General features: G+C 28.8%; 18 protein-coding genes. 13 read left to right on the forward strand and 5 right to left on the reverse strand.

Annotated elements, in window-relative coordinates; genetic code table 11:
- Positions 1–95: 95 nt before the first annotated feature.
- The 7 genes from HALO113_RS00890 to HALO113_RS00920 all read left to right on the forward strand — a co-directional run bounded on the left by HALO113_RS00890 (position 96) and on the right by HALO113_RS00920 (position 4,734).
- Positions 96–1,028 carry a peptidylprolyl isomerase gene (locus HALO113_RS00890; protein ID WP_159777226.1) on the forward strand — a complete coding sequence of 311 codons (933 nt, stop codon included), beginning with the start codon at positions 96–98 and terminating at the stop codon, positions 1,026–1,028.
- A gap of 239 nt (positions 1,029–1,267) precedes the next feature.
- Positions 1,268–1,750 (forward strand): Crp/Fnr family transcriptional regulator, encoded by a 483-nt coding sequence (locus HALO113_RS00895; RefSeq protein WP_159777227.1) that lies wholly within the window; start codon positions 1,268–1,270, stop codon positions 1,748–1,750.
- Between the two features lie 71 nt (positions 1,751–1,821).
- A complete protein-coding gene (locus HALO113_RS00900; RefSeq protein ID WP_159777228.1) occupies positions 1,822–2,682 on the forward strand; it encodes an acyl-CoA thioester hydrolase/BAAT C-terminal domain-containing protein in 861 nt (286 codons plus the stop codon).
- A gap of 97 nt (positions 2,683–2,779) precedes the next feature.
- Positions 2,780–3,079: a cytochrome c gene (locus HALO113_RS00905; RefSeq protein ID WP_159777229.1), complete on the forward strand. Its 300-nt coding sequence runs from the start codon at positions 2,780–2,782 to the stop codon at positions 3,077–3,079.
- Between the two features lie 57 nt (positions 3,080–3,136).
- Entirely contained in the window at positions 3,137–3,637 is a 501-nt protein-coding gene (locus tag HALO113_RS00910; RefSeq protein ID WP_159777230.1) for a hypothetical protein, read from the forward strand.
- Between the two features lie 144 nt (positions 3,638–3,781).
- Entirely contained in the window at positions 3,782–4,150 is a 369-nt protein-coding gene (locus tag HALO113_RS00915; protein WP_159777231.1) for a hypothetical protein, read from the forward strand.
- Positions 4,151–4,224: 74 nt separating this feature from the next.
- Positions 4,225–4,734, forward strand: a complete 510-nt coding sequence (locus HALO113_RS00920; RefSeq protein ID WP_236554557.1) for a hypothetical protein — start codon at positions 4,225–4,227, stop codon at positions 4,732–4,734.
- Positions 4,735–4,824: 90 nt separating this feature from the next.
- Here HALO113_RS00920 and HALO113_RS00925 read toward each other — a convergent pair whose 3' ends face one another.
- Complete coding sequence (locus HALO113_RS00925) at positions 4,825–5,379, reverse strand: thioredoxin family protein (RefSeq protein ID WP_159777233.1); 555 nt, start codon at positions 5,377–5,379, stop codon at positions 4,825–4,827.
- A 109-nt stretch (positions 5,380–5,488) separates the two neighbouring features.
- Between HALO113_RS00925 and HALO113_RS00930 the strand changes: the two genes are divergently transcribed.
- Positions 5,489–5,950: a DUF962 domain-containing protein gene (locus tag HALO113_RS00930; protein WP_159777234.1), complete on the forward strand. Its 462-nt coding sequence runs from the start codon at positions 5,489–5,491 to the stop codon at positions 5,948–5,950.
- Positions 5,940–6,284 carry a tRNA-binding protein gene (locus HALO113_RS00935; RefSeq protein ID WP_159777235.1) on the forward strand — a complete coding sequence of 115 codons (345 nt, stop codon included), beginning with the start codon at positions 5,940–5,942 and terminating at the stop codon, positions 6,282–6,284. The genes HALO113_RS00930 and HALO113_RS00935 overlap by 11 nt, the downstream gene beginning before the upstream one ends.
- A gap of 45 nt (positions 6,285–6,329) precedes the next feature.
- Here HALO113_RS00935 and HALO113_RS00940 read toward each other — a convergent pair whose 3' ends face one another.
- Together HALO113_RS00940 and HALO113_RS00945 are read right to left on the reverse strand one after the other, a co-directional pair.
- Positions 6,330–6,704, reverse strand: coding sequence for a PUR family DNA/RNA-binding protein (locus tag HALO113_RS00940; RefSeq protein WP_159777236.1), 375 nt, complete (start codon positions 6,702–6,704; stop codon positions 6,330–6,332).
- A gap of 69 nt (positions 6,705–6,773) precedes the next feature.
- The gene (locus tag HALO113_RS00945; RefSeq protein ID WP_159777237.1) at positions 6,774–8,522 is read right to left on the reverse strand and encodes an ABC transporter ATP-binding protein; all 1,749 of its coding nucleotides are present in this window, start codon (positions 8,520–8,522) and stop codon (positions 6,774–6,776) included.
- 189 nt (positions 8,523–8,711) lie between these two features.
- Between HALO113_RS00945 and HALO113_RS00950 the strand changes: the two genes are divergently transcribed.
- The 4 genes from HALO113_RS00950 to yajC all read left to right on the forward strand — a co-directional run bounded on the left by HALO113_RS00950 (position 8,712) and on the right by yajC (position 11,693).
- On the forward strand, positions 8,712–9,818 hold the full coding sequence (locus HALO113_RS00950) for a Glu/Leu/Phe/Val dehydrogenase dimerization domain-containing protein (protein WP_159777238.1): 1,107 nt from the start codon (positions 8,712–8,714) through the stop codon (positions 9,816–9,818).
- A gap of 78 nt (positions 9,819–9,896) precedes the next feature.
- Positions 9,897–10,844, forward strand: coding sequence for a transcription antitermination factor NusB (gene nusB / locus HALO113_RS00955; RefSeq protein WP_201297543.1), 948 nt, complete (start codon positions 9,897–9,899; stop codon positions 10,842–10,844).
- 18 nt (positions 10,845–10,862) lie between these two features.
- On the forward strand, positions 10,863–11,399 hold the full coding sequence (locus HALO113_RS00960) for a DUF1573 domain-containing protein (RefSeq protein WP_159777239.1): 537 nt from the start codon (positions 10,863–10,865) through the stop codon (positions 11,397–11,399).
- Between the two features lie 15 nt (positions 11,400–11,414).
- Positions 11,415–11,693 (forward strand): preprotein translocase subunit YajC, encoded by a 279-nt coding sequence (yajC, locus tag HALO113_RS00965; RefSeq protein ID WP_159777240.1) that lies wholly within the window; start codon positions 11,415–11,417, stop codon positions 11,691–11,693.
- Positions 11,694–11,749: 56 nt separating this feature from the next.
- On the opposite strand, the gene HALO113_RS00970 is transcribed toward yajC, so the two are convergent.
- Entirely contained in the window at positions 11,750–12,442 is a 693-nt protein-coding gene (locus HALO113_RS00970; RefSeq protein ID WP_159777241.1) for a hypothetical protein, read from the reverse strand.
- Positions 12,443–12,634: 192 nt separating this feature from the next.
- On the reverse strand, positions 12,635–13,351 hold the full coding sequence (locus tag HALO113_RS00975) for an AbiV family abortive infection protein (RefSeq protein ID WP_159777242.1): 717 nt from the start codon (positions 13,349–13,351) through the stop codon (positions 12,635–12,637).
- Between the last annotated feature and the right edge of the window lie 2 nt (positions 13,352–13,353).

Here is a 13,353-nt window from a genome sequence, read left to right on the forward strand (position 1 = left end):
AATTAGATAAAGAAGAAGATATTTTATAGTTTATTTATAAATCTTTTAGATATAATATTAGTAAATTTGTAGCTTAAAATTTAAATAAACAAGAGATGCAAGACGGAATTTATGCAAAATTTACTACTCCTAAAGGTAGTATATTAGTAAAATTAACACACGATAAAACACCAGGGACAGTAGGAAATTTTGTTGGATTAGCTGAAGGACAGTTGGAAAACAAAGCAAAAGCAATGGGTACACCTTATTATAATGGATTAAAATTTCATCGTGTTATTCCTGATTTTATGATACAAGGTGGATGTCCGTTAGGAACGGGAACGGGTGATGGAGGTTATAAATTTGATGATGAATTTCATCCAGAATTAAAACATGACAAACCAGGAGTTTTGTCTATGGCAAATGCGGGTCCTGGAACCAATGGTTCTCAATTTTTTATAACACATGTGCCAACCCCATGGTTAGATGGTAAACATTCTGTTTTTGGTCATGTGGTAGAAGGACAAGATGTTGTTGATGCTGTTGCTCAAGGTGATGTACTAGAATCAGTTGAAATTATAAGAGTAGGTGAGGAAGCTAAAAATTGGAATGCAATTGAGGCTTTTAGAACTTTTGAAGGTTCTCGTGAGAAAAGATTAGCGGAACAAAAAAGATTAGCGGAAGAAGCTTTAGAAAAATTAGCAGCAGGTTTTCAAAAAACGGAAAGTGGTTTACGTTACCAAATTATTCAAAAAGGAAATGGTAAACAAGCAGAAAAAGGAAAAAAAGTTTCTGTACATTATCAAGGCGCTTTAGATAACGGCCAAGTTTTTGATTCTTCATATAAGAGAAAACAACCTATCGATTTTCAATTAGGTGTTGGTCAAGTTATTGAAGGTTGGGATGAAGGAATTGCTTTATTACAAGTAGGAGATAAAGCCCGTTTTGTAATTCCTTCTTATTTAGGATATGGTTCTAGAGGAGCAGGAGGAGTTATTCCACCAGACGCCACTTTAGTTTTTGATGTAGAATTAATGGATGTTAGATAATAAGGTAGTAGCGATAAGTAATTAGTTATCAAAATATTATTTCTCAATAAAAGCATAAATCCCGATTTTTTTTCGGGATTTTTAATTTTTGAAAAGTAAATATTGTAGGATGATTTTTTATATTTGATATTACAAAATCCAAAAAAAGATACACCATCGAAAATTCAGCAATAATTATACAACATTTTGAAAAGTTTATTTCTGTAAGTGAGCCTTTAAAAAGAGAGTTATTAAAAAGAATGGAATTTAAGCAGTTTCAAAAAGGTGAATTAATACACGATGCTTCTAAAGTCTGCACTAAAAGTTATTTTATACAAAATGGTCTTTTGAGAAGTTTTTTTCTAAAGGAAGGAAAGGAAATTACTGAATATTTTTGTTGTGAAGGAGAGTGGATAAATTCCCCTAGAAGTTTAAGAGAAAGAAAAGTGGATGTATACTTTATTGACGCTATTGAAAATACAGATACTTTTTGTTTGGATATAAAAGATTTAGGTTATTTATTTGATCATTTTCCAGAAATGGAAAGATATGCTCGACTTTCTATGGGAACCATTTTAGGTCATTTTCTTGAGCGAGTAACTATTTTAAGATTTACTACAGCTAAAGAAAAATATAATCATTTTTGTGAAGTATATAATGCTATTTATCATAGAATTCCATTAGGAATGGTTGCTTCTTATTTGGGAATCACACAAGAAACCCTCAGTCGTATTAGAAAATGATTTTTTTTGATATAAGTCAAAAGTTTTGAATTTTTAAAAGTTTTTCTTTGTTGAAATTAAAATCTTTTAAAATGAAAAAACTTTTAAAAATAGCAGTAATGCTTGTATTTCTTGTGTTCGGGATTTATGTTTTTTTAGAAAATTATAAACCAGCACTAGATAAAAATCATGGTAAAATAAGATGTACACTATATGTTGGTAAGTCGGAAAACCAACCTTTAATAGTGGGTTTTGGAGGTTCAGAAGGAGGTAATCCATGGGAAAGTAATTATTGGAAACCGACTAGAGAAGAGTTTTTAAAAAGAGGATATGCTTTTTTAGCTGTTGAATATTTTGGAGGTAAAACAACTGCTTCTAATTTAGATCGAATTTCTCTAAATGCAATTTATGATTCGATTATCAAAGCTTCAAGACATCCTAAAATTCAAGCAAACAAAATAGCGATTGTTGGTGGGTCAAAAGGGGGTGAATTAGTTTTGAATTTAGCTAGTTTATATCCCGAAATTGATGCTGTAGTGGCTATCGTGGCTAGTAATGTAAGTTTTGCAGGATTAACAATCATGAGTAATACATCTTCCTGGACTTATAACAATAAAGAAATTCCATTTATTTTACCTCCTTATTCAACTATTCCAGCATTGTTAAAAGGGGATCGTTTTACCGCTTTCCAATTGATGTTAAATGATGAAGATCAAGTAAAAAAGGCAGAAATTCCTGTTGAAAAAATGAATGCTAATGTTTTACTTATTTCTGCAACTAAAGATGAAGAATGGCCTTCTACTGCAATGAGCGAAGCTATTGTGAAAAGATTAAATGAGAAGAATTATAAAAAATATTACAAACATATTCCTGTTGTAGGAGGTCATACAGAGCCTTTGAAGCACTTTGATAGGGTGTATGATTTTTTGGATAACCACTTTAAAGATGAATAGAAAGTTGTTTTTACATTAAATATGTTTTGAAAAAATCGTCATAAGAGAAATTATATTTTCTTCGTTTTTGTATTTTTACCCAAAACTAATTTAAATTATGAAGATAAAAATAATTACAGGATTCATTCTCGGTGTTTTTTTAGTAGCTTGTTCTTCAAGCAAAAAAACGGTAGAAACAATTGAAGTAGTAGAAAAAAAACAAACTGAGCTTTCACCAGAACATGCGCAAGGTAAATTGTTGTATGAAAACAATTGCGGTAAATGCCATGCCTTATTTAGTGCAGATAAATATACAAAAGAACAATGGGAGCCTATTGTTTTAAGAATGCAAAAAAAGGCCAGAATTACAGATGAGCAACGTGAATTAGTCTATAATTATTTAGTAATGAATAAATAAACTTTTTTGGCTCGTTTTTTGCTTATTTTATAGTAAATAACGAGCTCTTTTTTTACTATGAAATATCTTTTTTCTATTCTCTTTCTTCTTTACTCTATTTTTGTTTTTAGCCAAATTCAACATTGTGGTTATGATTTTACTTCTTATATTGTAGTAAATGCACATGAAAATGGTGTCCTTGAAAATGCTAAAGATTTAAAAATTACAATTGTTAATGAAAACGGAAAAGAAGTAATCAACATAAATAATATGTATAGTTGGAATAAAGGGAATGAACCATTGATTTTTACTAAAAATTATTTGGTTAACAAAGAAGGAGAAAAAGAACGTTATTTTTTTCCTTATGCAAAGGACAATTATTTTATTTCAGTTGCCAATACTTTTCCCGCTGAAAACTTTAGCATTAAAATAGAAGACTCAAAAGGTATTTATAAAACGCAAACTATTTCTTTACAAAGTTTTAATTTGTATATATTATGTTCTTCTGAAAATGAAAAAGCTAAGATGTTTGGTAAAAGAACAAATAATCCGGTTGAGGTAATTTTGGAAAAAAAGTAGTTTTTATTTTTAATTTAATCATTTCATTTATAGTCTTGTAAAGTATGTGATTTTATGATTTTAAATGTTTTATATTTCTTCTTTTATATTAATTTTCCGAAAAAATGGATTCAGTATTTTGTTAAAAACAGAAAGATAAAAATATTGAAAATTATTGCTAAAAAGGGGCATTATAAAAATAGAATCCAGATTGCAGAAAGTTTAAAATTATTAAATGATGAAGAAAAAGCTGAATTAATTTCAATACAAATTGATGATTCTATTGAGGTTGTTTTTGAAAAAGCAATTGAAGTGGCGCATACTAGTAAAGTAAGCCGTCAACTTAAACAAAAAATGGAAGAACGAAAAACAATTTGGGCTGCTAAAAAAATAAATGAAGAACTGCAAAAAGAAATTACTTCTAAAAAATTAAAAGATACAACCAACTATAAACGTAAATTTGGTTCTGGTGAATCTTTGGATACGGTTAAAAAAATGTTGAAAAAGCCAATAAATACTGGGAAATGGTTTTAAATAATGTAATGAAAATAAGAAAAATAAGGAAAAAAAGCTTTTTATATTTTTATCTTTCTGTTCCAATATTATTATTGCTAACAATCTTCCTTATTTCTTTTTCTTATGAGAAATCATGGAGTTATAATTGGGAAGGTATTCGTGAAAATCTTAAAGATTCAATTAGTTTATATAGGACAAATTCTATAACAAGTGGTGTTGGAGAAAATGGTTCTGATTTTTCTTTTGAGGTAGAAAGAAGAAATTGGATAATGAAATATGCAACTATAAAAGAACTTGAAAAACTTAGTTTATATCCTGATGGGACAATTAAGGCTATAGCTTATGAAGGTTTGTTACGAAATAAATTATATTTTAAAAAATATGACTTAATTTTAAAAATTTTAAATGATGAAGATATTGTTGCTTATCAATCTGGATGTTTGGGTTATACAATTTCATTAAGGGATTATTTTATGGATTATGTTTTACAATTGAATCCTGAAAGAAGTTTTGAATTTACAACAAATTTAGGCTTTGGTTTAAGTGATGAAGAAAAATATAAAATTATTGCAGAATATAAAAGCTATTTGTTAATTAAATAAATATTTAGTTAGGGTTTATAATTTTATCGTTTTATCTTTTGAAAAGAGATTAATGTAAATTCCTAGCAAAATACAGTTAACCTAATCATACTACTTCCATTTTATTCCACATCCGATACTCGGTTTTTGTATTTCATTTAAATGTCTATTGTAAATAATACTGTCGATCGCATTTCTTAAATCGCTACCACTTACGGGAATTCCGTTCCCAGGTCGAGAATCATCGAGTTGACCTCTGTAAATTAAACGATCCATAGCATCAAAAAGATAAAAATCAGGAGTGCAAGCGGCATCATATTTTTTGGCTATTTCTTGGCTTTCATCAAACAAGTAGGGAAAATCAATTTTATTTTCTAAGGCAAAATCGGCCATTTTTTCAGGGCTATCTTGTGGGTATTTTATAATATCATTACTAGAAATAGCAACGATACCTATGCCTTGTACTCTATAGTCATTTGCAATCATTACAATTTCATCAATTACATGTAAAACAAATGGGCAATGATTACAAATAAAAATAACTAGAGTTCCTTTATGTCCTTTACAGTCTGAAAATGTAAAATGAGAATTAAAATTGGCTGCGGGTAATGAAAAATCAGTTGCTTTTGTGCCAAGAGAAAGCATGTTAGAAGGTGTTTGTGCCATTGCCTTTGAAATTTGATTTGATTTTGAAAATCGTTTTTCTATAATTATTATACGCAAGATTTGAAAAATTGTTACAAATTACTTAGTTTTATATGTTAAACAATAAAGCATGAAAACATTAGCTGATTGGTTCAAAGAATATGGTACAAGTCATCAAAATCAAACGAATAAAAAAATTCATTATATCTGTGTGCCAACTATCTTTTTTTCTGTAGTTGGATTAGTGTTAAGTATCCCAAATGATTTTTTATTATCTATCACTGACTTGCATCCCGTAGTTGCCAATTGGGCTTTTTTAATATTACTATTGGTGTTGTTCTTTTATTATAGATTGTCAGTTAAAATGGGTATTCAAATGACTTTATTTGCCACATTTTGTTTAGTAGGAAATTATTTAATTGCTCAGAAAGTACCTTTGTTTTGGTTTTCTATTGCTATCTTTGCGTTGGCATGGATTGGTCAGTTTTACGGGCATAAAATAGAAGGGAAAAAACCTTCTTTTTTAAAAGATTTACAATTTTTATTAATTGGCCCTGCTTGGGTTATATATTCTTTATTTAATGGAAGATAATTTAATTTCTTGGAGTGATTTTGAAAAAGTAGCAATTCATGTAGGAACAATTGTTGAGGTTAATAATTTTCCTGAAGCTAAAAAGCCTGCTTATCAGTTACAAATAGATTTTGGTAAACAGATAGGGATTAGAAAATCTTCTGCACAAATTACCGCTCGATATAAAAAGGAAGAGTTAATAGGAAAACAGATTATAGCTGTAATTAATTTTCCAAAGAAACAAATAGGTAAGTTTATGAGCGAATGTTTGGTATTAGGTCTAGTGGGTGATGTTAACGATGTAGTTTTATTATCTCCCGATTTTCCTGTTCCTAATGGTTTAAGAATGGCATAAAAAAAGTCCGAATTAACGGACTTTATTTTTTTCTAAAGAAAATGATTAAATATCATCAAAATCTATATTGGTGAAATTGTCTGTAGATGAAGTTTCAGATGTTGCTTCTGAATACATTTCTTTTTTGAAATCTTTTTGGTGTCTTTCAGAAATTACTTCTTCTCCTTTTTGTGATACAACAAAGTCTGTCATTTCGTCTAAAATCTCTTTAAAAGCAACAAAATCTTCTTTATATAAATAGATTTTATGTTTTTTAAAGTGGTACGAACCATCCTCTTCTGTAAATTTTTTACTTTCAGTAATGGTAATGTAATAATCATCAGCTTTAGTAGCTCTTACATCGAAGAAATATGTTCTTCTTCCAGCTCTTAATACTTTAGAAAAAATATCTTCTTTTTCTAACATTTCATTTTCTCTCATAATCCAAACTGTCAATTTTTAGTTTTATGTTTTCCAAAAGTCTAAAAAAAAAATGTATAAAGCAATATTTTAGACAATTTCTTTTTCAGATAGTTGTTTGTTATATAAATCTTTATAATAACCCTCTTGATTTATTAATTGATTATGAGAACCTTGTTGAATGATTTTTCCGTCTTCTAAAATAATGATAAAATCAGCATTTTTGGCTGAAGAAACTCTGTGACTTACTAATAGGGTGGTCTTATTTTTGCAAAAATCCATTAAGTTGTTAAGTATAGTTTCTTCAGTTTCAGTGTCTACAGCACTTAAACAATCGTCTAATAATAAAATAGGCGCGTTTTTAATAATAGCTCTAGCAATGGAAACACGTTGTTTTTGACCGCCTGATAAAGTTATGCCTCTTTCTCCTAAAATGGTTTCATATTGGTTAGTAAAACCTTCAATATTATGATGTACATAGGCTTTTTTTGCTGCTTCAATTACTTGCTCGTCGGTAGCATTTTCGTTTCCAAACTTGATATTGTTTTTTATGGTGTCAGAAAAAAGAAAAGCATCTTGTGGTACGACTCCAATGTTATTTCTTAAATCATTTAGGTTGACTTGTTTGATAGGGTGATTATCTATGAAAATTGTACCCGAAGTAACGTCATATAAACGACTTAATAATGATAATAAGGTAGATTTGCCTGATCCCGTTTTTCCAAGAATAGCTAAGGTTTGTCCAGATTGTACCGTAAAACTTATATTTTCTAAAGCTTGTATATTGGTATCGTCATAAATGAATGATACATTTTCAAAGCGAATATTTCCTTCAATAGTTGAGTGTGTTTCAACTTGATTGAAAATTTCTGGTTTGGTTTTTAAGAATTCGTTTATCCTTTTTTGTGAAGCTTCAGCTTCTTGAACTAGAGAAGAAACCCATCCTAATGATGCTACAGGCCAAGTAAGCATGTTAATGTATAAAATAAACTGGGCAATTACACCTATATCTGGAATCGTTCCATTGATATACATCATACCTCCTACATAAATAACAACTAAATTGCTTAATCCAATGAGTAAAATCATCAATGGACCAAATAATGAGTTAGTTTTGGCTAAACTCATGGCTTTTTCATTGCTATCCTTGGTAAGACTGGAAAATTCATCTATTTTTTGATTTTCTATGGAATATGCTTTGATAACTCTTATTCCAGAAAACATTTCCTGAGCAAAAGAAGATAAGGATGATAAGTTTTGTTGAAATAAACCACTTTTTACATTTATCTGCGAACTTATTTTAAAGACCCCGTAGGAAAGCAAAGGTAAAGGTATTAGAGAGTATAAGGTTAATGTAGGGGAAATCAAGGCCATTTGTATGATAACAACTATAAAAACAATAAGAGTGTTAACAGAGTACATCACTGATGGGCCAACATACATTCTCACTTTGCTCACATCTTCACTTATTCTGTTCATCAAATCTCCTGTTCTATTTTGCTTGTAAAATTTCTGACTTAAAACTTGATAATGATTATAAATTTCATTTTTTAAATCAAATTCAATGTGTCTCGACATTACAATTAAGGTTTGTCTCATCAAAAATGTTAAGAAACCTCCTATTAAAGCTGCTAAAAGAGTGTAAATGAAGTTGTCAACTAAAATGCTATAAGCTTCTTCTTTTGAAATAGCACTATTTTCAATAGCTCTAAGCGAATCTCCAAAAAATTTAGGTACAAATAATTTAAAAATTTGTGCAGCTATAGTAATTATTATTCCTAGTAAAAAACGGTATTTGTATTTTATGAAATATTTATTTAAATATTGTAATTCTTTCATATATGATTTCTGAGTGAAGTTTTTTTTGTTAAAAAGCTAAAAAATTATGAATTATAGTTGATAAAATAAAAATTAAAAATCGGCAATAAAATTATCATATCTGTAAAAATATTTTAAAATATTGAAATATTTTAAAATTATCCGTAATATTGTGTTTAATTATTGAATAATTTTCAACACTTAAATTATATGTCAACAGAACTATTACAAGCAAACGAGCTACATAAAATTGATCCAGTTTTTGGTCAAGTTTCATTTGACGGACATGAGCAAGTTGTTTTTTGCCATGACAAAGATACAGGATTAAAAGCAATTATTGGTATACATAACACAGTTTTAGGACCTGCTTTAGGTGGAACAAGAATGTGGAATTATACAAACGAATGGGAAGCTTTAAATGATGTTTTGCGTTTATCACGTGGTATGACGTTTAAAAACTCTATTTCAGGTTTAAATTTAGGAGGTGGTAAAGCAGTAATCATAGGAGATGCTAAGACACAAAAAACACCAGAATTAATGAGACGTTTTGGTCAATTTGTAGATTCATTATCTGGAAAATACATTACTGCTGAAGATGTAGGGATGGAAACGAAAGATATGGATACAGTAAGAGAAGTAACTCAATATGTATCAGGTATATCTGAAAGTAAAGGAGGATCAGGTAATCCTTCGCCAATTACTGCTTATGGTGTTTTTATGGGAATGAAAGCAGCAGCAAAATACCAGTTTGGTTCAGATAACTTAGAAGGTAAAAAAGTGTTAGTACAAGGAATTGGTCATGTAGGAGAAGTTTTGGTTGATCACCTTACAAAATCGGGTGCAATTGTAACAATATCTGATATTAATGAAGATAGATTACATGAAGTAGGTTCGAAATATGGTGCTAAAATATTTTCAGGAGAGGATCTATATGGTTCAGATGTTGATATTTACGCTCCTTGTGCTTTAGGTGCAACCATAAACGATGATACTATTGTAAAATTAAAAGCTAAAATTATTGCAGGTGCGGCAAATAATCAATTAGCTAATGAAGTAAAACACGGTCAAATTTTAAAAGAAAAAGGAATATTATATGCTCCAGATTTCTTAATAAATGCTGGTGGAGTAATCAATGTATATTCTGAATTGGCTCACCTTACAAAAGCTCAAGTAATGGAAAAAACAGAAAATATCTATAATACTGCACTTGAAATATTTGATTTTTCGGCTAAAAACAATATCACAACACATCAAGCCGCTCTTTCAATTGCTCAACAAAGAATTGATGACAGAAAAAAAGAGTTACAGAGTAAATAATATTTAAATAATATTGTATTTTTGCAAAGCGAAAGAGTTTCTTTCGCTTTCTTAATTTTTAAAAGTTCTTATAATAGGATGTTAAGTAGAAGACATATACGTGTAAAAGTAATGCAGAGTATTTATGCCATGCATCAACACCAAGCTGAAAACTTGGACAAAGAGGAGAAATTCTTGTTTCAAAGCATTGAAAATATGCATGATTTATATTTATTAATACTCTCAGCATTAATAGAAATACGCGAAAAAGAAGAGGAATATTTAGAATTAGCTTCAAAAAAATATTTAGCAACTAAAGAAGAGCGAAATCCCAACAAAAAATTTGTAAATAATAAAATTTTAAAATTGCTAGGTAATAGTGATTCTTTAAATACTATTCTAGATGATAGAAGTATCACTAATTGGAAACGTAACGATGATATTATTTTATTTTTGTTAGAAGCCATAAAAGAAAGTGAAATTTATAGTAATTATATGAAAAATGATACTATAAATGATGATTTTAATACTGATAAAGAATTTATCGCTTCTTTATTCACAGAGGTTATAGCTCCTAATGATAAATTATACGACTATTTAGAAGAGCACAAGCTAACTTGGCTAGATGATTTACCTGCAGTTAATACTTTGATTTTAAAACAATTGAAGCAAGTTAGAGTTACGGATGAAGATTTTAATGTATCTAAATTGTACAAAGATTTAGACGATAAGGAGTATGTTAAAAATTTATTTAGAAAAACAGTTCTTAACGAAGTGGAATTGTCTAAAGAATATATTGATAAAACGCCTAATTGGGATACTGAACGAATAGCCGAAATAGATACAATTATTCTTAAAATGGCCATTTGTGAATTGTTAAAATTCCCATCTATACCAGCAAAAGTAACAATTAACGAATATTTAGAAATTGCAAAAGAATATTCTACTCCAAAAAGTAGTATTTTTATCAATGGAATATTAGATAATTTAGTTAAAGATTTTGAAAAAGAAAACCGCTTAAATAAAGCGGGAAGAGGATTATTATAAACAAATAAAAATTTAGTTATGTTAAAAAAAACAGCAAACCTATTAATGGTGTCCTTACTTTTTTCTGCATTAGCATGTAAAGATAATGGTTCTGCAAAAATTACTGAAGAAGATATGAAAACTTTCGAATCGGAAGCAGTAGCTACAACTCCTGCAAATAATGCAGCTACCGTAACAGATGCACAATCAGTGCAAACTACGAAACCAGTTGATGGGAAATACCCTAAAATTCAATTCAATAAATTAGAGCATGATTTTGGAACGATAAAATCAGGAGAAAAAGTCGAAACTGAATTTATAGTTAAAAATATAGGTGAAGCTGATTTAGTTATATTGGATGCTGTGGGAAGCTGTGGTTGCACAGTGCCAAATCCTCCAAAAGAACCAATTAAGCCTGGAGCATCTGCACCAATAAAAGTTAGTTTTGATTCTACTAATAAATCAGGGCAACAAAGTAAAACGGTTACTTTAACCACAAATACTGAAATAGGTAAAGAAAACTTTACGATTAAAGCTAATGTACTTCCAAAAGAGGGAAGTGGAATTTCTAAATAAACTTAAACTATTGATATGGAATACGGAATGATTGCAAACATATTACTAATAATAGTGATATTTTACTTTTTTATGATACGTCCGCAACAACAAAGAGCAAAAAAAGAAAAAGCATTTGAAGCCTCTTTAAAAGTTGGTGATAAAGTAATTACTAAAGCGGGTATTCATGGAAAAGTTGCTGAATTAGCTGAAAATACTGTAGTTATAGAAACTATGGCAGGAAAGATTAAAATGGAAAAATCAGCTATTTCTTTAGAGATGAGTGCTAAACTTACAGAAAAAGAGAATAAATAGTCATTTTGTTTTCTAAGCTAAAAAAACCCAAATAACGTTTAAGTAATTTGGGTTTTTTATTTTACTAGTAATAATGTGTCTTTATTCCATTGATAATATTTCTTTAATATTGATCTACCATTTTCATTATAAATAATAGAGTCACTTTCTAGAAGATGCTTTTTGTCATTTCTAAATATATTGGGTAGATGTTTGCTCGTTTGTATAAATGTCATTTTTTTTTGAGCATCAATTAGAATTAGATATCCGTATGATAAGCCAAGTCCATTTGTAGCATATCTTTGAATATATAAATCATTTAAATTGTCAAAATTATAATCTTTTATTTTGTAATTAAAACTATGTAGATTAAAATCATTTTTTAAAAATAAATGGTCATTTAAAATCCAATTTCTCTTATTAAGACTATACAATTTTAAACCTATCAATCTTTTATAAAAATAGAGGACAGCAAGAATAAATTGAATTTGATGTGCTAAAAAAAATCCGCGCAGAAGATTTGACAAATAATCATAGGAACTAATTAAACTTCTATATTTATCATCTTTTTGTAATAAAACATACCCATTGATATTAAAAAAAAGAGAAGAATAGTTTTTTACTCTAAGTAAGATTTGATCAGCAGTTAAATCCTTTTGATCTTTTCTAACGTAGAATTTATTTGAATTAATAATTGTAGCTATCTCTGTAGCTGACAAAAAATTATTATTCTCTCTTAATACTTTCTCTATAGCTTCATGTAATGTCATAATCATTTTATTTTTGATCCTCCGCAACAATACCCAACTTGTCATCCTGAGCCTGTCGAAGGATCTCATCATCTACCATAACCTGCCTATTCATCAACATAGGCAACAACCAATTTCGTAGCGATGCGAGTTCATGGTTTTTTGTTAAATTATTTTTTTGCTTCTTTTAAACTTTTTAAAATCCACTCATAATTACTTTAGTTTTTTGAATTCTTCAACACCCTGAATTAATCCATTTACAACATCTCTAATGTCATTTTTATATTTAGTTATGTTTTCATTTTTCAAGTGTTGATTCACTTTAGGGTGATACATAATCTTTAAGACTTTATACGTTTTAAAAATTCTTTCAACTAATTCTTTTGATTCAAGAAAAATAGTTTCATTTATAATGTCTTTAGGAATTAAAAGCGAGTCTCTAAAGTCGGTATAAAAGCCCTTGTTTTTATTCTCATTAAATTGTTCTAATAATTTAATTCTCACCCCAGTTTTTATGAAAGGTTTAGCGGCATTTTTTAAATCAATCAATAAATTAAAAACCTCATTGAATGTTTCATTCTTAAATTTTTGCAACTTCGATTTTTCATTTTTTTCATATTCTAAACCACTTTCGATAAAGCCATTGATTATCTCTAACATTTTTGCCAGTTCGTGTCTTATTTTATGGTCGCTAAAAAACTTTTTTGCATCTTTAATGCGATAAACACTATAACCTTCACTATGCAATAAAACAAGCATAGCTTTAATAATTTCTTCTGAACTTAAAATAAGCAATGAGGAAGCTGTACTATAGGATTTATTCTGATTTGCAATAAGTAAAGCATCCTTTTTAAGCTTCTGAGCATTTTTATAAATGGGCTCATGTAGCTTTTTAGATTTCTCAGGAGATTGATTCAAAAAATTACTCATAT

Origin of the sequence: Flavobacterium sp. 9AF (assembly GCF_902506265.1) — a bacterium.
In the GTDB taxonomy this organism is placed as follows: domain Bacteria; phylum Bacteroidota; class Bacteroidia; order Flavobacteriales; family Flavobacteriaceae; genus Flavobacterium.

Coding starts and splice junctions, on each gene's coding strand:
- HALO113_RS00930 (WP_159777234.1), top strand. CDS start 5,489: ATGAAAACATTAGCTGATTGGTTCAAAGAATATGGTACAAGTCATCAA.
- HALO113_RS00940 (WP_159777236.1), bottom strand. CDS start 6,704: ATGAGAGAAAATGAAATGTTAGAAAAAGAAGATATTTTTTCTAAAGTA.
- HALO113_RS00895 (WP_159777227.1), top strand. CDS start 1,268: ATGGAATTTAAGCAGTTTCAAAAAGGTGAATTAATACACGATGCTTCT.
- HALO113_RS00900 (WP_159777228.1), top strand. CDS start 1,822: ATGAAAAAACTTTTAAAAATAGCAGTAATGCTTGTATTTCTTGTGTTC.
- HALO113_RS00975 (WP_159777242.1), bottom strand. CDS start 13,351: ATGAGTAATTTTTTGAATCAATCTCCTGAGAAATCTAAAAAGCTACAT.
- HALO113_RS00960 (WP_159777239.1), top strand. CDS start 10,863: ATGTTAAAAAAAACAGCAAACCTATTAATGGTGTCCTTACTTTTTTCT.
- HALO113_RS00970 (WP_159777241.1), bottom strand. CDS start 12,442: ATGACATTACATGAAGCTATAGAGAAAGTATTAAGAGAGAATAATAAT.
- HALO113_RS00905 (WP_159777229.1), top strand. CDS start 2,780: ATGAAGATAAAAATAATTACAGGATTCATTCTCGGTGTTTTTTTAGTA.
- HALO113_RS00945 (WP_159777237.1), bottom strand. CDS start 8,522: ATGAAAGAATTACAATATTTAAATAAATATTTCATAAAATACAAATAC.
- HALO113_RS00890 (WP_159777226.1), top strand. CDS start 96: ATGCAAGACGGAATTTATGCAAAATTTACTACTCCTAAAGGTAGTATA.
- HALO113_RS00925 (WP_159777233.1), bottom strand. CDS start 5,379: ATGGCACAAACACCTTCTAACATGCTTTCTCTTGGCACAAAAGCAACT.
- HALO113_RS00910 (WP_159777230.1), top strand. CDS start 3,137: ATGAAATATCTTTTTTCTATTCTCTTTCTTCTTTACTCTATTTTTGTT.
- HALO113_RS00950 (WP_159777238.1), top strand. CDS start 8,712: ATGTCAACAGAACTATTACAAGCAAACGAGCTACATAAAATTGATCCA.
- nusB (WP_201297543.1), top strand. CDS start 9,897: ATGTTAAGTAGAAGACATATACGTGTAAAAGTAATGCAGAGTATTTAT.
- HALO113_RS00935 (WP_159777235.1), top strand. CDS start 5,940: ATGGAAGATAATTTAATTTCTTGGAGTGATTTTGAAAAAGTAGCAATT.
- yajC (WP_159777240.1), top strand. CDS start 11,415: ATGGAATACGGAATGATTGCAAACATATTACTAATAATAGTGATATTT.